The organism is Paramicrobacterium salitolerans (assembly GCF_051513965.1).
In the GTDB taxonomy this organism is placed as follows: domain Bacteria; phylum Actinomycetota; class Actinomycetes; order Actinomycetales; family Microbacteriaceae; genus Paramicrobacterium.
In genome coordinates, this window is record NZ_CP195847.1 from 843,481 (window position 1) to 864,558 (window position 21,078).

The following is a 21,078-nucleotide window of genomic DNA, read 5'->3' on the forward strand; positions in this document are numbered from 1 at the left end:
TACACAACAGTCAAAGTCGGACGCTGATCACCTGACCGGTCAGCGAAGATGCCATGATGCGAAGGGTTGCTTCGGCCACTGCTTCAGCGGTCAGGAGGGTGCCTTCTGGCTCATCGCCAAATGCAGCCGTCCTCATTGGAGTATGAGTCCGCTGCGGATTAACACAGTTGACGCGAACATGCTCGTCTCCCCATTCCTCGGCGAGGGCCTGCGTCATGTTGACAACTCCGGCTTTGGTCGCAGAGTACAAGCTGTAGCCTGCGCGGCCTCGCGTGTAGGAGCTGGACGTGAAGAACGTCAGAGATCCGCTGGAATCCTTCAGCAGTTCATACGACTCTTGAGCGATGATTGCCGGCGCCGTGAGGTTAGTGCGGATCGTCTGTTTGATTTGCTTTTTCGGAGCATCGGCGAGAGGAGATATGGACAGCACACCAGCCGTGACAATGACATAGTCGACACGACCGAATTTCTGTTTCGCTTCTGTCAGCGCGTGCTTGACATCCTTGCGTGACGTGACGTCAGTGTTGGTTGAACTTCTGCTGAACGGGAAGACTGTTGCGCCACGCTCGCGGCACAACTCGACCACGCTCTGGCCGATCCCGTAGCTGCCGCCGAATACCACGACCGACTTCTCCGCGAGGTCGGGCAAGTCGGCTGCGTCGTTGGAGAGGCTCGCAGACTGGAGCTGGAAGATTTTGTCAGCGATATGGATGTCGATTGGCTCGGTGACTTTCATATTCTCGGCCGTACCTTCCACGACGAAGATCTTCACATCGGGAAGGTACTTGAAGATGACACCGCAGTCATCCGTTGCCTTGAAGTTTTCGTCCTCCCGGGCAAGCGCGTATGCCTCACGAATGGTCGAGACCTTGAAAGCCTGTGGAGTTTGTCCTCGCCTAAGGACAGAACGGTCAGGCATCGCGTCGATGCAGCCGTCTTGTCCGACCTGAATGATGGTGTCGGCCGAGGGTATTGCCGTGTCGACAGCGTCGTACGTATCGAGAGCTGCCACGCACTCGTTCAAAATGCGCTGGTCCACGAATGGCCTGACAGCGTCGTGGAAGAGGACCTTGCATTCGTCTTCGGGTAATGCATCGAGAGCACGTTGCGTCGTGTCATTACGAGTCTCACCCCCTGGAAGAATGCGACTGAGCTTAGAGAAGCGAGAGTCGTGCCGCAGGTGATCAAGCTCGTGAATCGACGCCTCATTCATCATGATGATGATTTCATCGATGTGCTCGTTGGCTTCGACCGCTTCGAGCGTGTGCTCGACGATTGCCTTACCCGCAATCTTGATGAGTTGCTTGGGGATGCCGAGACCAACGCGCACGCCGACGCCTCCGGCAAGGATGACAGCTACAGTTCTCATATCTCTTGCTACTCCTTACGCTCACTGCTGCGTGAACGTCTTGTTCCATTCTCCGACCGACGTGATCTCTGGCAGAGCGCGCTGGTACGAAGCGCGAACCGAGCTCCAATTGTCGCGGAGCTGCTTGTGCAGGCTGAGGCTCTCTCTCAGTAGACGGCGGAAGGTCGCTCGGTCACGCTGATACCAGGACTTACCCGAGCCATCAGCTGTTGAGATCAAGGCGCTGTCGTAGTGAGGCGTGCGGAACCAGGTCGCATCGCGCTTGGCAAGCTCAACCTCAGGACGCTTCCGGTTTCGGGCCGAGGGCGAGGTGAACCAGTGACGGAGAGTCATCTTCGCTGTGAAGATAGCGAGGCTGGCTCCACGCGGTCCCTTTGGGCCCGAGAACGGGGGATCGATCGGGAATACCTGCTTGCCCCTGTTAGTACTGGGCATGTCGTCTTGCTTGCGAATGACCTGCATCTCGCTGAACGACGAAGCTGTGTTGCGCAGAATGCTTAGCTGGGTCGGGAGCGTCTTGTGCATATGCTCAGGCCCGTTAAGGATGTCGCGCAGAGCCATGTGCCGCAGCGTGACCGCGTAATACTGCATCGACAGCAGGTGCTTCAGGTCGAGACGGAAACTGTCGCGAAGCAGACCACCGCTCTTTGGGAACGGCGAATGAAGCAGCCCCGCGACGATTCGGTTTCTCGCGTGGAAGTACGCTTGCCAGTCGATCGAATCGTCCTTGTCTAGCCACGAGACATGCCAGAGCGCCACTCCGGGCAGCGAGACTGTGTGGAATCCCTTGCTGCGGGCGCGCAGGCTGTACTCGGAATCATCCCATTTGATGAATGCGGGCAGCGAGAGACCGATCTCCTGAATGACCTTCTTCGGAATGAGGCAGAACCACCAGCCATTGTAATCTGCGTCCATACGTGAGTGCATCCAGCGCGTTTGACGCAGGTTGGTCGTGCGGAAATCGTGCGGGAAGTACTCACGGTGCTGTGGTCGCCAGATGAAAGGCCCTTGGTCAACGATCTCCGCAAACGCATGAAGCACAGGTCGATTGAGTAGATCGAACATGTGGCCGCCCACGATGGTGGGGTTCTTGCTGTGGCGCGCGAACGCCACTGCGCGAAGGATGCTCTCGGGCTCAATCTTCACGTCATCGTCAAGGAGGATGAGGAAGTCACTGTCCTCACGCTTGAGAGTCTCAGCCATCGAGCGAGAGAAGCCGCCCGAGCCCCCGAGGTTGGCTTGAGTGATGATCTCCAGCTGGTCGCCGAGAGCCGCACTGACCTTGTCGAAGCCCTCTTCGTCTGCGACCTTCTCGTTCCCCTGATCAATGATGAAGATTCGATCGATAAGTTCGAGCACTTCAGGGCTCTGCGCCAAGGCGTCGAGAGTTCGAACGCAGTAGTCGGGCTTATTGAACGTCGTCGTCCCAAGCGAGGCTTTGCCTGCCTGCTTCTGCTTCGCATCGGTGAGCCACGCACCGCGGCTCAGAATCAAGTCTCCTGAATCTGCTTCGAGCTCGAACCAGTACCAACCGCCGTCCCCAAAGGTCTTCAGTGGAAGGTCAAAGGTGGAAGTGGAGACTCCAGACACGCGTCGAGACTCGACCCGCTGTTGAGCGCCCTGCGAATTCGAGCGGTAGACGAGAACCGTGCCTGACCCGGATGTCTCCACTTCCAGTCGTACGCGCTTGACGTTTGTCCAGTGCTGCCAATAGGAGGCTGGGAACGCGTTGAAATAGCTGGCGAAAGAAACCCGGCGCCCTTCGGGCACCCGTGCGCTGTGTCGGCCAAGAACATTATCGATGTGAGCATTGCTGCTCACCTTGACACTCTCGCCTTCGATTACTGTCCACGTTTCCGGGTCAGAGTAAAGCGGAAGGACGTCTGGATCGCGGTCCAGGGGGAAGACAACGTTCTGCAATGCAGTCCACATGCGCGCGGTAAGACTCCTGATATCTCGGGGTTTGCGGCCCGTTTGCCTCTCTGAGCCTAACGGCACAGTTCAGATAATTGCTGGAAGCAACCTGCACCCGAGAGGAATTCAGCTTGACAGCGCTATGATTCCAGTTGGCCCCAGAGCTTGACCCGAGAGCGCAATGACATTGGCAGATGGATTGACGAACGCTGACCTGAGCGAGTTTAAGACCCCCGGCAGGGGACGTGGAATTCTCGATATCTTCACGCGGCGCTACCTGTTGAAGGTTCTAGTCAAGAAGGACGTCTCAACTCGATACCGTAACTCCGTCTTCGGCTGGCTATGGTCGTACGCGAAACCCGCATCGCAGTTCTTGGTGTACTACCTTGTGATGGGCCACATTCTGGGCTTGAACAAGGGGATCGATAACTTTCCGGTGTATCTATTCTCGGGAATCGTCGTGGTGAATCTCTTCAATGAGTCGTTCCATAACGCCACTACCTCGATTGTCAGCAATAAAGCGCTCGTGAAGAAGATCTACCTCCCGCGCGAGCTCTTCCCAGTTGCGACCGTCATAGTCGCGTTCGTGCACTTTTTGCCCCAAGCGGCGATTTTGCTCTTCGTCTCGCTATTGACCGGTTGGGTACCTTCACTGCTAGGCGTCGTTGCCGCTCTATTAGGAATGCTTCTAATAGTTCTGTTCTCGACCGGTCTCGGGTTGTTCTTTGGTGCTTTGAACGTCGCCTATCGTGATGCGCAGAACTTCGTTGAAATCATCCGCACGTTTGCGACATGGACTGCTCCGGTCCTCTATTCGTGGAACATGCTGTCAGACAAGGCGCCCGGATGGCTGTTCAATATCTATATGTGCAACCCACTTACCTCCGCGGTTGAGCTATTCCATTATGGTTTCTGGTTCCCCACCTCGGACGGCTCTTTGCCGACGCCGGTCCACCTGCCGTTGTATGTCGTCGCATCATTCACGATCGCGATTTGCGCGATCATCGTCGGCCAGCTGGTGTTCCGTCGTTTCGAGCGCAACTTCGCCCAGGACCTGTAAGCGCATGACTACTACTACGACAAAACCCAGCATCATCGTTGAGAACGTCCGTAAGACCTTCCTCATTCGGCACAGCCACTCGATGAAGGAAGCCGTCATCGGGAAGATTCGTGGTCGCAAAGTCGGATCCTCGCCGTTCCAAGCTCTCGACGACGTGTCGTTCACGATCGACGAGGGCGAATCGGTGGCTATCCTCGGGCACAACGGATCCGGCAAATCGACCATGCTCAAGCTGATCTCTGGTGTGCTTGAGCCGAACGCTGGCCGTATCCTGGTGCGTGGTCGCCTTGCAGGTCTCATCGAGGTTGGGGCCGGCTTCCATCCCGATCTGTCTGGTCGCGAGAATATCTACCTCAACGCTGCCATTCTGGGAATGACCGAGAAAGAGACGGATGATCGGTTCGACGAGATCGTCGACTTTTCAGGCATCCGTGAATTCATCGATCAAGAGGTCAAGCACTACTCCTCGGGCATGTTCATGCGTCTGGCGTTTTCCGTCGCTATTCACACAGAACTGGATGTCCTCCTCGTCGACGAGATCCTGTCGGTCGGAGACGCGCCGTTCCGTGAGAAGTGCAATCAGAAGATCCAAGAGCTTATCGACCAGGGCAAGACCATGGTGGTTGTCAGCCACAGCGAGGGCACGGTGAAGAAGCTGTGTGATCGAGGCATCGTGCTGCGCAAGGGTAAGAAGATCTTCGACGGACCGATCGAAGAAGCCCTCGAGGTTCACAAGGCCAAGAACAAGTAGCTTCCCGCTAAACCGTCAGACTGGGCGCGCCTACTAAGGAATGTTGTCAGGATGCTGGAGCGGCGCCGCCGGTCCAGAAGGACGTTGCCCGATCTTATTTCGCCAGCTCATGGTCTGCGAGGCCTTGGCAGCGCAGATCACAAGCAGAAGCCAACCGGCACCCGACAGGATGGTGCTCTCGGCCGCGGAGCCGATCAGCAGGGCGACGAGGACGAGTGCAGGCCAGGCGTACACGACGCTGCGCCGGTTCGACGCGAGGTTCCACGACCTGAGGAACGCGTACATGCACAGCATCAGGAACAGGAAGATCCCGACCAGGCCCACCTGCAGGTAGACGTCGAGGTAAGCGTTGAGCGCCGAAGCATGCTGCCGGTCCACGACGATGTTGATGTACATGTACGGGAAGACCTCGCTGCGCCACGCGCCGAGCCATCCCCATCCCTCGAGGAAGTTTGTCTTCACGATGTCCCACGCTGCGCGCCACAGACGATACCGGACTCCAAACTCGCTTCCCGCGTTCAACCAGTCGATGAGCCGGAAGCGCAGCACATAGATGCCGATGATGGTCAGCAGTGACGCGGTGAGCAGGAACCCCTGGATGAGGCGGCGTCGCTCAGGAGGCGAGGTGCGTAGCCAGATGAGCGCGAGCGTCGCGACCAGCACGAAGAGAATAAGGAGCTGGTTCACGGGGGACTGCGTGAGCAGAAGACACAGCGCGGCGAGCCCGATCGAGAAGAACGCCACCGGCTTGTCGACGGAGCGTGTGCGCCGCTCGATGACGAAGGTGATGAGAGCGATCACCGTCACGAGTCCGAGCAGATTACGCGTTACGAAGATGCCCTGAATGGGACCCCCGACAGCGATATTGCCCTCGATGCTGAGGAAGGGAATCGGCAGATCGAGGAAGATTCCGCTGAGCATCTCCAGGCCGAGCGAAATCGACAGCAGCCACCGGAGCACGCCGCCCGTGGCGCGAACGATCTGGATCATGTCTCTGCTCAACGCGATCGTCATGGCCAGAATCGCGACGAGCACCTGGTACCCGACACCCACGAGACTGTAGATCGAGTAGTCGCTCCACACGACGCTCATCGCGCACCAGATGATGAACGCGAACACGGAGAGCGGCCACCATCCGCGCCACTCGATGTATTCGCGCCGCCCGATCAGCACGATCACGGCAAGTACGACGAGGGTGCAGAGCACGCCGACGACGCCCGGCCAGCCCATGAGATTCCGCAGCAGCGGAATCATGAACGTTGCGGCGATCGCGCAAATCGTGAACGCCTGGGCAAACGGCGCTGAGCTCAGGACCTTGCTGAGCTCATTGGGGAAGCCCCCTCCGTTACCGCGGGCTGCTGTCACGTCACTCCGTCTTCGACGATGGTGCGCTGCTGTTTCGTCTTGAGCGAGAGCAACACGACGAGCACCCACCCCGATTCGACCAGGATGCGGCTCTCCGCGAGGCTCTGCACGAGCAGAACCACGAGAACAAGCAACGGAAGCAACGAGAGCGCCGAGTAGGGACGGTCAGTGCGGAGATCCCACCGTGGGCGGTCGATCGCGCAGAACCACGAGCGCCACAGCAGGGCGAGAATGAGCGAACCGAACAGCACGAGGCCGATGATGCCGAGCTGAAGCCAGACATCGAGCCACGCGTTGTGCGCGTGAAGCTGCTCCACATGATGGCGGATCATCGGCTCTTTCAATGGCGTCTGCCCGGGCACCCATGGGCTGGAATAACCCCAGCCGAACCACGGGCGCTCCGACGCGCGATCCGTCACGCGAGCCCAGAACTCACTTCGACCGGTGAGGTCTTCGCTCTTGCCGAGCAGATGCAGAATCTGATCGGCGAAGATCAGACCGACGGTGACAGACGCCGCGACAAGCGCCGCGACCACCGCATACAGCACCGTGCGCGCCTTCGGCGCTGCCCGCCGGGCGAGAAGCGCCGCGGCAAGCACGACGGCGACGGCGACGGCGGCGATGATCATCGTGCCGGAGCGCGTGAGTATGAAAGTCGCGACGGAAAGGAGCATCCAGAACCAGCCCCACATCGGCTTCACCGAGCGAATCGCGAGCTGGATGCCGATCACGACGATCGCGAGGAGCGCGCAGATCGCCAGCAGATTGGAGTTGCCGAGAATGCCCTGGATCTTGCCGCCGGAGAACAGCAGGTTGCGCGACCAGTACGCCAGCAGGGGAGCGTCGTCTCCGATGTACACGCCGCCCGAGAGTGGCATCACCATGTCTCGCACGACGATCGAGACCCACAGCTCGAACAGGAGCGACAGCCCGATGACCCACTTGAGCGCGTTCGCAAGACGCGTCAGCACCTGCTGCCACGTGAACATCAGTGCTGTGTAGACGCCGACGATCGTGCACAGGAGAGCGCCGGCATACGTCATCAGCGTCGCACCCGGATACGCCGACCACGCCACTGAGATCAGGGCGTACAGCAGAAACGCGATGAGCGCCTTCGGCAGTATCCGCCGGGAGAACGGCGGTCTGTTCACCGCGAGAACGATGATGGATGCCGCGGCGATCGCGATCACGATCACCACGTACGCCGGCCAGCCGAGGAGGTTCCGCACTCCGTCGCCGCCGAACGCCACCGCAAGGCCCAGCGTGCCCAGCCCGAGCGCGACCCGGTGCCGGGTGGACTGGTTCGCTGGCGGGGCGATCGCGGGCGAGGTCATTGCTCCAATCTATCGCGTGAGTGTGCCATGCACGGTTTAGACGAACGCGTTGTGGCCGGTGACGGCACGCCCCACGATGAGGGAGTTCATCTCGTGAGTGCCCTCGTACGAGTACAGCGCCTCGGCGTCGGCGAAGAACCGGGCGACCTCGTAGTCCAGCACGATGCCGTTGCCGCCCATGGCCTCACGAGCCCACGCCACCGTCTCGCGCATGCGAGCCGTGCAGAAGCCCTTTGCGAGTGCCGAGTGCTCATCGCGCTGCGTGCCCTCGTCGAGCATCTGCGACACACGGACGCACATCGCGATGGATGCCGTGATGTTGCCGAGGCACCGCGACAGGTGGTCTTGGATGAGCTGGTGCGTCGCGAGAGGCTTGCCGAACTGCTCGCGCTCCTTCGCGTAGGCGACAGCATTCTCGTACGCGCCGACCGCGACGCCCACCGACGACCACGCCACCTGTGCGCGCGTCAGTCGAAGCACGGCCGCGGTGTCGCGGAACGAGTTCGCGTTCTGCAAACGGAGGCTCTCCGGCACTCGCACGTTCTCGAGAGTGATGTCGGCGTTCTGCACCGAGCGGAGGCTGATCTTGCCTTCGATCTTGGTCGCGGTGTAGCCGGGCGTGGACGTCGGCACGATGAAGCCCTTGACCTGGCCGTCCGCCTCATCCTTCGCCCAGATGATCGTGATGTCACTGAACGTGGCGTTGCCGATCCAGCGCTTCGCACCGTTGATGACCCACTCGTCGCCCTCGCGACGCGCGGTCGTGCGCAGGCCTCGGGCCGAGTCACTGCCTGAGAGTGGCTCCGTCAAGCCGAAGGCGCCGACAACCTCGCCGCTGGCAAGCTTCGGCAGCCACTCATCGCGCTGCTCCTGCGAGCCGGTGACGCTGATGGACCCCATCGCGAGGCCCTCCTGCACACCGATGAACGTCGCCATCGACGCATCCACTCGCGACATCTCAAGTGCAGCGAAGCCACGAAACACCGCCGAGTTCTCGAACGGGCGCGTCTCGGGGAACGCGAAACGAGCGACGTCCGTCGCCAAGAAGCTGCTCACCAGCTCGTGCGGAAACTCCGCCTTCTCCCAGTACTCGTTGATGACCGGGCGCACTGAGGTCTCCATGTAATCGCGGATGACCTGGAGCGCGTTCTTCTCCGCGTCCGTCAGAGCATCGGAGAACCCGTAGAAGTCGCTGGTGAGAGGTTCGAACGTCATTTCTTTGTCTCCAGAATTCGAGTGGCGCGGCATCCATGCCGTGTGCCAGAGCCTACGATCGGACGTCGCCGCCAGCTCAAACCGTTGGTAGGTTGATGCAAGCGACTCCAGCCACGAAGTTTGGCGATTGTGGGGACGCGACAAGCTGAGATCTGTGAGGTGCCCCTTGTTCGTTGCGATCGACAACACTCCGCGCCCGTATGCGTGGGGTTCACACACCGCCATTGCGGAGCTTCAGGGCCGCGCGCCCTCGGAGGAGCCTGAGGCGGAGCTGTGGCTCGGCGCCCATTCGGGGTCGCCGTCGAAGATCGCGCCGGGCTCGGGCGTCGGGTTCCCGGACCTCGCGGCGTGGATCGCCGATGACCCGGCATCCGCTGGTCTGACCGAGTCCCGCCTGCCCTTCCTCCTCAAGCTGCTTGCCGCTGATGCACCCCTCTCACTGCAGGCGCACCCGACGAACGAGCAGGCCGCCGCGGGTTTCGAACGCGAGAACGCTGCGGGCGTGCCGCTCGATGCGCCCAACCGCAATTACAAGGATCAGTTCCACAAGCCCGAGCTCGTCGTCGCGCTGAGCGAGACCTATGATGCGCTGTGCGGCTTCCGCCCCGTCGCTGAAGCCATCGCCGACATCGACGCGCTGATCGCCGTCGCCGACGAGAAGGGGCAGTCTTTGGCGGGCGAGCACGTGCGTGGGCTGCGCGAGAGGCTCCAAGGTGAGGATGCCGAGGTGCTCCGCTCCGTCGTCGAATACCTTCTCGGCTCTGACGTCTCCGGGCTGGTCGCGGCGGTCACCGACCTGGCGGCATCCGCTCCTGTAACCCCGGCCGTCGACACTGTCCGCCTGCTCGCGGAGCACTACCCGGGCGACCCTGGCATCGTCGTGTCGCTGTTCATCAACAGAGTGACGCTCAAGCGGGGAGAGGCCCTCTACCTCCCTGCGGGCAACATCCACGCGTACCTGAAGGGCTTCGGCGTCGAGCTGATGGCCTCAAGCGACAACGTCATGCGCGGCGGCCTCACGCCGAAGCACGTCGACGTTCCCGAGCTGCTGCACGTGCTGGCCTTCGAGCCGGTGCCCGTGCCGTATCTCACACCGAAGCCCATCTCCGACGGTGTGGAGCTCTTCGCGCCTGATATTCCGGACTTCGAGCTGTTCCGCGTGGAGGTCGACGAGTCTGACGCATCCATTGACCTGCCCGAGGTGGCGATCGCCGTGGTGACGCGCGGCGAGGTCGACCTCACGGGCGCACAGGGCGCCGCGACGCTGCGTGCGGGGCAGGCCGTATACGTGACTCCCGATGAGACCGCGCTCAGCGTCTCCGGCACGGGCGAGGTCTTCGTCGCGACGACGCTGCTGTAGCCCCGCCACGGCTGACTCCCGCATTTCCAAAGGAAAAAGGCAGCTCACGAGGACTCTTCTTGCTCAATGCTCCTCGTGAGTTGTCTTCTTCCTATGGAGTTGCGTTTGGTTCCGTGGGCCTCGGCGATACTCCTCCACAGAACGGGACGCACGTGTTGTTTTCCACATGGGAGTTCGGAGAGTAGAACCAAGCGAAGCCGAATCGGCACGCTGTTTGCATGGATTTGGCGCGATGGATTGATCAAGAGGGTTCACTTGTGCGCAGCTCGCGGGTGCGGGACGCGGGCTACGGGCGAAGCGCTGTCGAATCGGCGATCGCAGACGGCACTGTCAAGCGGTTGCGACGAACCTGGCTGCATACCCGCAACTGTGACGATTCACTGCGCGCAGTTGCAGCCGTCGGCGGGCATCTGACGTGTGTGAGCGCGGCTGCCCATCTCGAGTTGTGGACTCTCGGCAGCCATCGAACGCACATCGCTCTTCCCCGACGGTCTGGTGAAAAGCCCGACCGTCGCCGCTACCACGTGCATTACAACGAGGGGCCGCTATCGCGCCCTCGCCATGCCGTCATCGACCCCATAGAGAACGTGCTGGCAGTGGTCGCACAGTGTCAACCATTTGAACACGCTGTTGCGATCGCAGAGTCAGCCATTCGCAACAGCCTGATCAGCAGCGAGGCTCTTCGCTCGCTCCCTGTGAGCGCCCGGTCTTTTCACCGAGTCGCTGAGGAAGCAAGCGAGCTCTCTGATTCAGGCTTAGAAAGCATTGTGCGGCTGAGGCTCGCTCTTCGAGGAGTGACGATGAAGCAGCAGGTGAGGCTTCTCGGTCGCCCCGTGGATGGACTCATCGGAGAGCGTCTCGTCATCCAGACCGACGGGTCGACGCATCTAACGAAGGAGCAGAAGCAGCGGGATGCTGAAGCTGATGCGCAACTGCAACTCAGGGGGTTCACAGTGCTTCGCTTCACCTACCGGGACGTGATGTCGCGTTGGGATTACGTGGAACACACGATCTTGCAGGCGGTCGCACAGAGAAAGCATCGTGCATAGCTGGCATCGGAGCCCGCAACTCCACAGGACTTAAGCATTTCAAAAGGATGAATATTCAGCTTCAGTCCTGTGGAAGTGCGATTTTCCTTTGGAAGTGCGGGTCGTGTTTCCGCTTGTTACTCGCCGGGCAGACACGCAGGGGCTGCGAGTGGCACGCTTTCTTGACGCACCTGATCGGAGGAAAGCATGGTGAGTGACTGTCCGTTCGACCTGATCCAACGCGAAGACCTCGAGCGGCCGTGGAGCCGCAAGTGGAGTCTTCACCCGGGAACCATCGGAGCCTGGGTCGCCGAGATGGATTTCGGGACAGCACCCGAAGTCACTGAGGCGCTCACAGGGGCGGTGACCGACGGCATCCTGGGGTATCTGTCGCCGTCGACGGCAGCGGATATGGGACAGGCGACTGCGGACTGGATGTTGCGCGAGTACGGGTGGTCAGTGGATGCCGAGCGCGTGCACCCGGTCTCCGACGTGATGTCAGCGCTCGCCGTCGCTGTCGAGCGGTACACGCCAGAGAGCAGCGCGGTCATCGTGCCGACGCCGGCGTACATGCCGTTCCTGAGCTTCCTGCCGACGATCGGTCGCGAGGTGATTCAGGTTCCGGGCATCGTCGAGAACGGCCGCTGGCGGCACGACCTTGACGCGATCGACGCCGCGTTCTCCCGTGCGCACACGCTGGTGCTGTGCAACCCCCACAACCCCACCGGAAGTGTAGCGACGCGTGACGAGCTGCTCGCGCTCGCCGAGATCGTCGAGCGGCACGGCGGCAGGGTCTTCTCTGACGAGATTCACGCTCCGCTGACCTTCGAGAGTGAACACGTGCCGTACGCGTCGGTGTCGGAGGCGGCGGCCGCGCACACCATCACGGCGACGAGCGCGTCGAAGGCATGGAACATCCCGGGGCTCAAAGCCGCTCAGCTCATCACGTCGAACGACGCGGACGAAGCGACGTATCAGCGCTTCGGGTTCTCCGTGCTGCACGGGGCATCCACTCTTGGCGTGATCGCCTCGACCGCGGCCTATCGGGCCGACCGGCAGTGGCTGGACAGCACGATCTCGTACCTTGACCGCAACCGCCGCAGGCTCAGCCAACTCGTGACGCAGCATCTTCCGGGAGCGAAATACAGGATGCCCGAAGCCACGTACATCGGCTGGCTCGACGTCAGCGAACTGGACCTCGGCTCGCCCGCGCAGTTCTTCCGCGAGCGGGCGGGCGTCACCCTGACCGACGGTGCACTGTGCGGCACCGGCTTCGACCAACATGTGCGCGTCGTGTTCGCGACTCCGCGGCACATTCTCGAGGAGGCAGTCGCCTCAATGGGTGCTGCCGTGGGGCAGCGTGAGGGGGTACTCCAGTGAGCAACCAGCTGGGCTTCGAGACCCGTCAGATTCATGCCGGCGCGTTCGTGGATGCCGAGGCAGGGGCACGCATCACCCCGATCTACCAGAGCGCGGGCTACGTGTTCGAGGACTTCGATGAGGGAGTAGAGCGCTTCGCGGGGCGCAGCCGAAAGCGGGCATACTCTCGCAATGACAACCCGACGAACGTCGTCGCAAGCAGGCGCCTCGCCGATCTGGAAGGCGGCGTCGACGGCATCCTCGTGGGAAGCGGCCAGGCCGCCATCGCTGCGACGCTCTTCGCCCTCGCCTCGGCGGGCGACCACATTCTGACAACGACCGGTCTCTACGAGGGCACGCGCGAGATGTTCCGCGGGGCGCTCAGACGTCAGGGGCTGACGTTCGAAGCGCTCGACGACAGCGCGCCGATCGAACAGTGGCTCGCGGCCGTGCGCCCCGAGACGAAGGCAATCTACACCGAGTCGATTCCGAATCCGCTCGGCACCGTCGTCGACGTAGAGAAGCTCGCGGAGGTCGCCGACCGCGTGGGCATCCCGCTCGTCGTCGACAACACGGTCGCCACGCCGTATCTGATGCGCCCCTTCGAATGGGGAGCGCACATCGTCATCCACTCGACGTCGAAGTGGCTCGCCGGCCACGGCTCCGTCATCGGGGGAGCGGTGATCGACGGCGGCAACTTCACCTGGAGTCGCGAGAGGTTCCCGCAGCTGCACGCACCAGGGCCGCACGACGGCCCCTCGTTCGTGGAGCGCTTCGGCGATGCGGCGTTCGGGGCGTACCTGCGGTCGGTCGTCGTGCTCGAGTACGGACCAACGGCGCCGCCGACGAGTACGTTCCTGCTGCTGCACGGCATCGAGACGCTCTCCGTCCGCATGGAGCGGCACGTGGAGAACGCGCAGCGAGTCGCGGAAGCTCTCGAGCGGCATCCTGCCATCACGCGCATCCACTATCCGGGCCTCGCTGCTGACCCCTACAACCCCCGGGCGCGCCGGTACCTGCCGGACGGTGCGGGTTCCATCGTGTCGATCGACCTCGGCACGCGCGACAAAGCGCGCAGCTTCCTCGACCGCCTGCAGATCGTGAGCCAGATGACGCACATCGGCGACGTCCGCACCCTCGCCATTCACACGGGCAGCACGATCCACGGCAAGCTCAGCGAGGACGAACGCCTCTCGCTCGGCATCACGCCGGGGCTCGTCCGCCTCTCGATCGGACTTGAGAAGGCCGATGACATCATCGACGACCTGCTGCAGGCGCTTGAGCCGCAGGATGCCGCAGACGCGACGCGCGCTGAGCTGACGCCCGCCGACCCGCCTCGTGAAAAGATGGAGGTATGACGATCACGGCTGCCGCTGACGGCTCGGCTCTCGGCAACCCCGGCCCCGCGGGCTGGGCCTGGTACATCGACGACTCCTCGTGGGAAGCCGGCGGGTGGCCCCACGGCACCAACAACATGGGCGAGCTCATGGCGGTGCTCGCGCTGTTCCGCGCGACTGCGCACGTGCCCGAGGAGCCCCTGCGGATTCTGTGCGACAGCCAGTACGCGATCAACTGCATCTCGAAGTGGATGCCGGGCTGGAAGCGCAAGGGGTGGCGCAAGGCCGACGGCAAGCCCGTGCAGAACGTCGATCTGCTGAAGCAGCTCGACGAGGCGATCGCGGGCCGTTCGTACACGTTCGAGTGGGTTCGCGGCCACGCGGGTCACGAGCTCAACGAGGCGGCCGACGCGCGAGCGCGGGCCGTCGCCACGGCGTATCAGAGCGGAAGCGAGATTCCGACCGGACCGGGCTTCGCGGGGCAGGGTGCCACGGCATCCGCTCCTGTGGGAACGCCGAGCGCAGAGCCCGATCTGTTCTCGGGGCTGGACGGCTTCGACCTGCGGTAGAGGGCGTACCTAACGTTCGCGGATCGCGGAACGCACTGGCCGGAGGGCTCGCGGAGTGGTTAGCTGAGACCATGGCTAACTCTTACGTCCCCACCATCGAGCTGAACGACGGTCATCACATTCCGCAGCTCGGCTTCGGCGTCTTCCTCGTCGACCCTGAGCAGACCGAGCGCATCGTTTCGGACGCTCTCGAAGCGGGTTACCGCCACATCGACACCGCCGCGATCTACGGCAATGAAGAGGGCGTCGGTCGCGCCATCGCGAAGAGTGGGATCCCTCGGGACGAGCTGTTCGTCACCACGAAGCTGTGGAACGACGCGCAGGGCACGCAGTCCGCGTTCGACGCGATCGACTCGAGCCTCGAGAAGCTCGGCCTGGACAACGTCGACCTGTACCTCATCCACTGGCCGACGCCGGAACGCGACCTGTACGCCGAGACGTGGCGCGCTCTCGAGCAGATCAAGGCAGACGGCAAGGCGCGCTCCATCGGCGTCTCGAACTTCCTGAAGTCGCACCTCGAGCGGATCATGGCCGAGAGTGACACCGTTCCCGCTGTGGATCAGATCGAGCTTCACCCGGCGCTTCAGTCGCGCGAGCTCACGTCGTTCGCACGCTCGGTCGGCACGCAGATCGAGGCGTGGGGGCCGCTCGGCCAGGGCAAGTACCCGCTCTTCGAGGAGCAGTCCGTTGTGTCCGCCGCTGAGGCGCACGGCAAGTCCCCGGCGCAGGTCGTCATCCGCTGGCACCTGCAGCACGGAAACATCGTCTTCCCGAAGTCCAACCGTGCCGAGCGCATGGCAGAGAACTTCGATGTTCTCGACTTCACGCTCACGGAGAGCGAGATGGCGGGCATCGACGCTCTCGAGCGCGACGGACGCGTCGGAACACACCCGAACGAATTCAACTGATGCACGCACACATCGCCCAGCTGTCATAGGCTGGGCGATGTGCGGTGCCATCGCGCTGCCACGGACTGCACTGCGTCAAACGCTCGAGGAGAACTGATGACCGACCCCACCGATTTCGCCGCCGCGTGGGCGGACTGGCACGAATCTCGCGTTCGCGCCACGAGCTCGCCACTCGGTCTCGCATCATTGGTGGCCACCCACTGGCTGACAGACGAATCCGCAGAATACGAGGGTGTTCCGGGAACGTGGAAGGCCGCAGGCGAGAACATCGTCGGTGTCGCGCCGAGCCTCCACGGAAAGACGATCCTTCAGGATGGTCGCCCGGTTGACACCGTTCAGGGTGCGGCGATCGAGCTGCAGCCGGGGCAGGACATCGAGTGGGGTGACAAGCGCCTGCGCTACTTCTCACGCGACGGTGCGCTTGCTCTGCGTCTGATCGACCCGGATGCTCCGACACGGACGAGCATCCGTGACATCGCAGCTTTCGAGCCCGACGAATCGTGGGTTCTCCAGGGTCGGTTCACTCCCGTCGACGAGGGCACCATGCGCTCCGTCGAGACGATCGACGGCCACGTCTCCGACTCGGAGTATGCAGGACACATCGACGTCGACCTGCCGGGAGGGGAGCACGCCACGCTGGTCGTCGCACCTGATCCGCGCGGGCTCGCACTCGTATTCGGCGACGCCACCAACGGCGAGGAGACCTACCGATTCCGGTTCCTCACGATCGCGGCCGCCGATGAGTCCGGCGCCGTCACTCTCGACTTCAACCGGGCCTATCTGCCGCCGTGCGCGTTCGCGGACCACTACGTGTGCCCGCTGCCCGCGCCGAGCAACGTTCTGTCAACCGCTGTGCGCGCCGGAGAGAAGGCCGTCGTCCGCGACTGATCGCCGTCTGCCCGCGGCATCCCCTCTGAGATTCCCGCGTCGTGTTACGTCGGCGGTAGCTCGGTGCGTTCAGAGCCGGTCGTCGCGCACAGATCGTGGTTCTTGAAGGGCAGGTCCGACGCGGGCGGGAACGACCTTGTCATCGGAGTCCGTCGTGTCGGTCGGCAGAGTCGGCCAGCGTCGGATCAACTCATTGCGCAGCTCTGCGTCACCTCGGCTCCGGGCAGCGTTCCACAGAAGCGCGGCGACGAAGAGGAGAATCGCGACGACCGTGGTGATGATCGCGGCGGGTCGGAACGATGTGAAGAGCTCCAAGCCGCCTCGGAAATTGTCGCTGCGGAAGAGACCGAGCAGCAGCGCTGACGGACCGAGTACGATCCCGATGCCCGAAAGCATGGCGAGCGTCTGCGCGAGACCGACCGAGCGGCGGTTCGCGTAGTCTGCGAGCAGCTGCGTGCCCGGGCGCGGCGAGTTCGGGTCTGCGAGAGCGTCGCGCAAGGACGCCATCTCCGCCTGACGCCCGAGTCCCTCGACGAACTGCCCGACGATAGCACCGGCGACAGCGAGCGCAACGAGGCCGAGCATGATCCACATCGCCGCGGCGAGCATCGTCTCGATGGCATCCGGGTAGGTGACGCGCGGCCCCGCGTCGGGGTCGCCGCCACCTCTCGCATAGGGATGGGTGATCATCATCACGGCATAGAGAAGAACGACCGCGACTCCGCCGAACGCTGAGCTTCGTTTGAGGATGCGGCGACCGCGTTTGAGTCGCGGATCGCGTGCCGTCGAGCCGACACTCTCCTTCTCCGAGGCGCGGGCGGCGGTCCAGGCCGAGCTTTCGTGATCGAACGTCCAATGCGCGGCGATGATGGCACGCCGCGCCGCATGCTTGGCGGGAAGCTCACGGTGGACGACGTAGAAGCAGAGCCCGAAGATCGCGGCGGCCACGACGAGGCCGAGCGCGACGAGGAGCCCCTCGGGAAACCCTTCGGCGAGAGAGAAGATGACGAGCAGGATGGCCACGAACAGGAGGCAGCTTGTGGAGATCACCAGAAAGATCCAGATCGGCCAGAAGCGCTCTTTGATCACGCTCTCCACCTGACGAGGGTGCGGCACTGCCGATTGTGAGGCTCCCGATTTCGCCGCGGTTGCGAGAGCCGTGGATGCCGTGACATCACGAGCGCAGAGGGCGACGCAGCTGCCGAGGCCGACGAGATAGCCGACGATCAGCAGCGGCAGCATCGACATGCGGAACAGGTAGTCGAGCCCCGTTGAGATCGCGTCGCGGGCCTCTGCGCTCAGGACGCCGTAGAGCGCCTCCGAGATGAGATTCTCTTCGTTGACGATGCCGATCACCAGGATGAGCGCGAAGGTGAGCAGAAGTGCGACCCCGAACGGGATGAGAGTGCGCACGAACACACGCGCCAGCTCTCCGCCGAACCCGACCGGGTATTCGCGCCAGTAGTGCGTCGTGTTCGTCCCTGGCGTCTCGTCATCCCTCGTGGCCATGGCGACAACGGTAGCAGCGCGGAGATTCTGAGAACCGGATTATGCGCTGCTTCTCGTGGTCCACTGACGACCTGCCGCGCACGTGCGCTCTGGCCCAACACGAACTCTGCATATTCCACAGGTCCTGTCGCGAGGTCGGTGCCCGCACGTAGGCTGAGGGTATGAATCGCCTCGCAGAATCGATGAGCCCCTATCTGCGGTCGCACGCCGGCAATCCGGTCGACTGGCACCCCTGGGGCGAGGAGGCGTTCGCCGAGGCACGGGAACGCGACGTTCCCGTTTTCATCTCGATCGGCTACGCCACCTGCCACTGGTGCCACGTGATGGCCCGCGAATCGTTCAGCGACGAGACGACGGCGGCGTACCTCAACGAGCACTTCGTGTGCATCAAGGTCGATCGGGAGGAGCATCCCAGTGTGGACGCCAGCTATCTGGCTCAGGCGTCTGCCTTCGCTCAGGGGCTGGGGTGGCCGCTCAGCGTTTTCACGACGCCGGAGGGCGAGACGTTCTTCGCCGGAACCTACTTTCCGCCGGAGCCCATGCAGGGGCGCGCGTCGTTCCGTCAGGTGGTCGAAGCCGTCGTCGAGGCGTGGACGGAGCGTCGGGAGCAGGCCGTCGGCTCGGCGAAGGCGGTGGCAGACGCGGTGCGTGCGGCGGGGGAGCGACGGAGAGAGGGTGCTTCGCTGCCGACGAGCGACGAGCTCGCGGCATCCGTTCGCCTGATCGCGAGTCGCGAAGACGCGCTGTTCGGCGGGTTCGGAACAGCACCGAAGTTTCCCGTCGCCCCCGCGCTCGGGTTCTTGCTTGCCTCAGGCGAGACCGCCCTGCTGCACCGCACGCTCGAATCGATGGCGGGCTCGCCGCTGCGCGATCGAGACGGTGGGTTCTTCCGCTACGCGACACAGCGCGACTGGTCAGAACCGCATTACGAGCGGATGCTGTACGACAACGCGCTGCTGCTCGGGGTGTACACGCGCGCCTGGCAGACCGGCCTTGACAGCGCGCGCGACGTCGCCGAGGGAATCGCGCGCTTTCTGCTCGACACGCTGTTTCTCGGGTGGGGGTTCGCGAGTGGCCAGGACTCCGAGAGCGTCGTCGACGGTGTGCGGACCGAGGGCGGGTACTTCCTCGCGGCCGAGCGCGACGGCCTGGAGCCTCCGTCGCTCGATGGCAAGGTTCTGACCGGGTGGAACGGACTTGCGATCGAGGCGCTCGCTCGGGCGGGCGTTGTGCTCGCGCGACCGGACTGCGTCGACGCTGCGCGCACCGCCGCCGACGAGATTCTGCGCCGTCACGATATCGACGGGCGGCTCCGCCGCGCATCGACGGCGGAACAGAACTCAGACGCCGTCGCGACGCTCGAAGACTACGGCATGCTGGCGTGCGGACTGATCGAGCTGACATGCGCGACGGGTGAGATCTCGTATCTGGAACGAGCGCGTGATCTGCTTGCGCGCGTGACCGTTCCCGGCGGCTTCGCCGAACCGGAGAGCGACGCCGTGCTCGAGCAGGCGGGCCTCGTGCTGCGCGATGATCCGAGCGAGGGCGCGTACCCGTCGGGCATCAGCGCGTGCGCTCGGGCGAGTCGTATGCTGTGGGCGCTCACGGGGGATGCCGGGGACAGAGAACGCGCGGAGAACGCCCTCGCACCCTTCGCGGAGGATGCCCTGAAGAACCCGGTCGGCTTCGGCGCCGTGCTCGAGGAGCTGACGCGGCTGCAGCAGCCGATGCGGCAGGCCATCGTGATCGACGCGGGAGGGCCGAGCCAGATTCCCGAGCGCGTGCGACGCGACCCGGCGGACGTTCTGATGCGAGTCAGCGAGGAGCGGGCGCGGTCGCTCGCGGCATCCGGTCTCACGCTTCTTGAGTCGCGCACCTCGGTCGAGGGCCGCCCCACACTGTACGTGTGCGAGAACTTCGTGTGCCGTCTGCCGGAGACGTTGGACCGATGAGGAGACACGTATGAGAATCGCCGTGGTCGGCGCGGGAATCGGCGGCCTCTGCGCCGCGATCGGGCTGCAGCGCGCGGGTGCTCGGGTCTCAGTCTTCGAGCGAGCGGGCGAGGTGCGTTCGGGAGGGTCCGGCCTGTCGATCTTCGGTAACGGGATTCGAGCGCTCGACTACCTCGGGCTGGGGGAGCAATTCCGGCAGATCGCGACGACAGGGCCGGAGGGTCTGCGCACCGGGCAGCGACGATCCGACGGGACGTGGCTTGTCACGCTGCCGGACGGAACGGCAGACGGAGCCAGAATCGTCGATCGAGCCGCGCTCCATCGGATGCTCGTGAGCGAAGCCGCCGACGTCGACATTCGCACCGGTGCGCCGGTCGCCGCGGTGAGCGACGGGGTCGTGCGTGTCGAGCAGGCCGCTGGGGCATACAACGACCGGTTCGACCTGGTCGTCGCGGCGGACGGTCTGCGCAGCGGCATCCGATCGACCTGGCCCGAGGACCCAGGTATCAGATACGCCGGGTACGCGGCCTGGCGCGGCATCACCTCTGAGCCGTTCGATCTTGAGGAGGCCGGAGAGACCTGGGGCGTCGGTGAGCGCTTCGGAATCGCACCCCTCGCGGACGGACGCGTGTACTGGTTCGCCGTCGCCACCATGCCGCGCGACATCACCTTCGCCGACGAACGAGCCGAGGTGCTGCGCCGGTTCGGCGACTGGCACGCCCCCGTGCGGGCACTGATCGAAGCGACCGATGACGACGCCGTCACCCGGCTGCCGATCGAGGAGCTGGCGGCGCCGCTGCCGAGCTTCCGCCGCGGCTCGACGGTACTGCTGGGCGATGCCGCGCACGCCATGACGCCGAATCTCGGCCAGGGCGGCGGCCAGTCGATGGAGGATGCCGCGACACTCGCGGCCGTGCTGCATCACATCGCGGATGCTCCGGCCGCGGCATCCCTCGGCGTCGCACTCGATCGATACGATGCCCTGCGTCGACCGCGCTCACAGCGCATCGCCCGGCAGTCCCGTCTGCTCGGGGAAGCCGCCCAGCGCGGCGGGCCCGGGCTCGCTCGTGCGCGAGACGCTGTGTTTCGCGTGACGCCCGCGTGGGCGGTCGCCCGTAAGGCCAGGGCAGTGCAGGCGTGGCAACCGCCCGCCATCTGAC

Annotated in this window: 16 protein-coding genes and 1 pseudogene; 11 read left to right on the forward strand and 6 right to left on the reverse strand. The window is 63.6% G+C overall.

Annotated features, from left to right (window positions below; genetic code table 11):
• Positions 1-10: 10 nt before the first annotated feature.
• The gene (locus ACSAGD_RS03970; RefSeq protein WP_437584434.1) at positions 11-1,369 is read right to left on the reverse strand and encodes an SDR family NAD(P)-dependent oxidoreductase; all 1,359 of its coding nucleotides are present in this window, start codon (positions 1,367-1,369) and stop codon (positions 11-13) included.
• A gap of 21 nt (positions 1,370-1,390) precedes the next feature.
• Entirely contained in the window at positions 1,391-3,301 is a 1,911-nt protein-coding gene (locus tag ACSAGD_RS03975; protein WP_437584435.1) for a glycosyltransferase, read from the reverse strand.
• Positions 3,302-3,464: 163 nt separating this feature from the next.
• On the opposite strand from ACSAGD_RS03975, the gene ACSAGD_RS03980 reads away from it, so the two are divergent.
• Entirely contained in the window at positions 3,465-4,343 is an 879-nt protein-coding gene (locus ACSAGD_RS03980; RefSeq protein WP_437584436.1) for an ABC transporter permease, read from the forward strand.
• Between the two features lie 4 nt (positions 4,344-4,347).
• Positions 4,348-5,094, forward strand: coding sequence for an ABC transporter ATP-binding protein (locus ACSAGD_RS03985; RefSeq protein ID WP_437584437.1), 747 nt, complete (start codon positions 4,348-4,350; stop codon positions 5,092-5,094).
• 33 nt (positions 5,095-5,127) lie between these two features.
• Here the strand turns inward: ACSAGD_RS03985 and ACSAGD_RS03990 are convergent, their stop codons facing one another.
• Genes ACSAGD_RS03990 through ACSAGD_RS04000 form a run of 3 tightly spaced genes read right to left on the reverse strand, consistent with a single transcriptional unit; the run spans position 5,128 to position 9,008 of the window.
• Positions 5,128-6,459 (reverse strand): O-antigen ligase family protein, encoded by a 1,332-nt coding sequence (locus ACSAGD_RS03990; RefSeq protein ID WP_437584438.1) that lies wholly within the window; start codon positions 6,457-6,459, stop codon positions 5,128-5,130.
• On the reverse strand, positions 6,456-7,793 hold the full coding sequence (locus ACSAGD_RS03995) for an O-antigen ligase family protein (protein ID WP_437584439.1): 1,338 nt from the start codon (positions 7,791-7,793) through the stop codon (positions 6,456-6,458). The genes ACSAGD_RS03990 and ACSAGD_RS03995 overlap by 4 nt, the downstream gene beginning before the upstream one ends.
• 36 nt (positions 7,794-7,829) lie before the next feature.
• The gene (locus ACSAGD_RS04000) at positions 7,830-9,008 is read right to left on the reverse strand and encodes an acyl-CoA dehydrogenase family protein (protein WP_437584440.1); all 1,179 of its coding nucleotides are present in this window, start codon (positions 9,006-9,008) and stop codon (positions 7,830-7,832) included.
• A gap of 166 nt (positions 9,009-9,174) precedes the next feature.
• Between ACSAGD_RS04000 and manA the strand changes: the two genes are divergently transcribed.
• From manA to ACSAGD_RS04035, 7 genes and pseudogenes are all read left to right on the forward strand, one after another.
• Positions 9,175-10,368 carry a mannose-6-phosphate isomerase, class I gene (manA, locus tag ACSAGD_RS04005; RefSeq protein ID WP_437584441.1) on the forward strand — a complete coding sequence of 398 codons (1,194 nt, stop codon included), beginning with the start codon at positions 9,175-9,177 and terminating at the stop codon, positions 10,366-10,368.
• A gap of 800 nt (positions 10,369-11,168) precedes the next feature.
• Entirely contained in the window at positions 11,169-11,417 is a 249-nt protein-coding gene (locus ACSAGD_RS04010) for an endonuclease domain-containing protein (RefSeq protein ID WP_437584442.1), read from the forward strand.
• A 186-nt stretch (positions 11,418-11,603) separates the two neighbouring features.
• Positions 11,604-12,776, forward strand: a complete 1,173-nt coding sequence (locus ACSAGD_RS04015; RefSeq protein ID WP_437584443.1) for a MalY/PatB family protein — start codon at positions 11,604-11,606, stop codon at positions 12,774-12,776.
• A complete protein-coding gene (locus ACSAGD_RS04020) occupies positions 12,773-14,113 on the forward strand; it encodes an O-acetylhomoserine aminocarboxypropyltransferase/cysteine synthase family protein (protein WP_437584444.1) in 1,341 nt (446 codons plus the stop codon). The genes ACSAGD_RS04015 and ACSAGD_RS04020 overlap by 4 nt, the downstream gene beginning before the upstream one ends.
• Positions 14,110-14,622 (forward strand): annotated as a pseudogene (locus tag ACSAGD_RS04025) (ribonuclease H family protein); the annotation flags it as partial. The gene ACSAGD_RS04020 and the pseudogene ACSAGD_RS04025, both read left to right, overlap by 4 nt.
• Before the next feature lie 110 nt (positions 14,623-14,732).
• Entirely contained in the window at positions 14,733-15,569 is an 837-nt protein-coding gene (locus ACSAGD_RS04030) for an aldo/keto reductase (RefSeq protein ID WP_437584445.1), read from the forward strand.
• Between the two features lie 96 nt (positions 15,570-15,665).
• Positions 15,666-16,457 carry a DUF1684 domain-containing protein gene (locus ACSAGD_RS04035; RefSeq protein WP_437584446.1) on the forward strand — a complete coding sequence of 264 codons (792 nt, stop codon included), beginning with the start codon at positions 15,666-15,668 and terminating at the stop codon, positions 16,455-16,457.
• Between the two features lie 69 nt (positions 16,458-16,526).
• Here the strand turns inward: ACSAGD_RS04035 and ACSAGD_RS04040 are convergent, their stop codons facing one another.
• On the reverse strand, positions 16,527-17,966 hold the full coding sequence (locus ACSAGD_RS04040) for a hypothetical protein (protein WP_437584447.1): 1,440 nt from the start codon (positions 17,964-17,966) through the stop codon (positions 16,527-16,529).
• 161 nt (positions 17,967-18,127) lie between these two features.
• Here ACSAGD_RS04040 and ACSAGD_RS04045 point away from each other — a divergent pair, with 161 nt between their 5' ends.
• Positions 18,128-19,918: a thioredoxin domain-containing protein gene (locus ACSAGD_RS04045; RefSeq protein WP_437584448.1), complete on the forward strand. Its 1,791-nt coding sequence runs from the start codon at positions 18,128-18,130 to the stop codon at positions 19,916-19,918.
• A 10-nt stretch (positions 19,919-19,928) separates the two neighbouring features.
• Positions 19,929-21,077, forward strand: a complete 1,149-nt coding sequence (locus ACSAGD_RS04050) for an FAD-dependent monooxygenase (RefSeq protein WP_437584449.1) — start codon at positions 19,929-19,931, stop codon at positions 21,075-21,077.
• Position 21,078 lies beyond the last annotated feature (1 nt).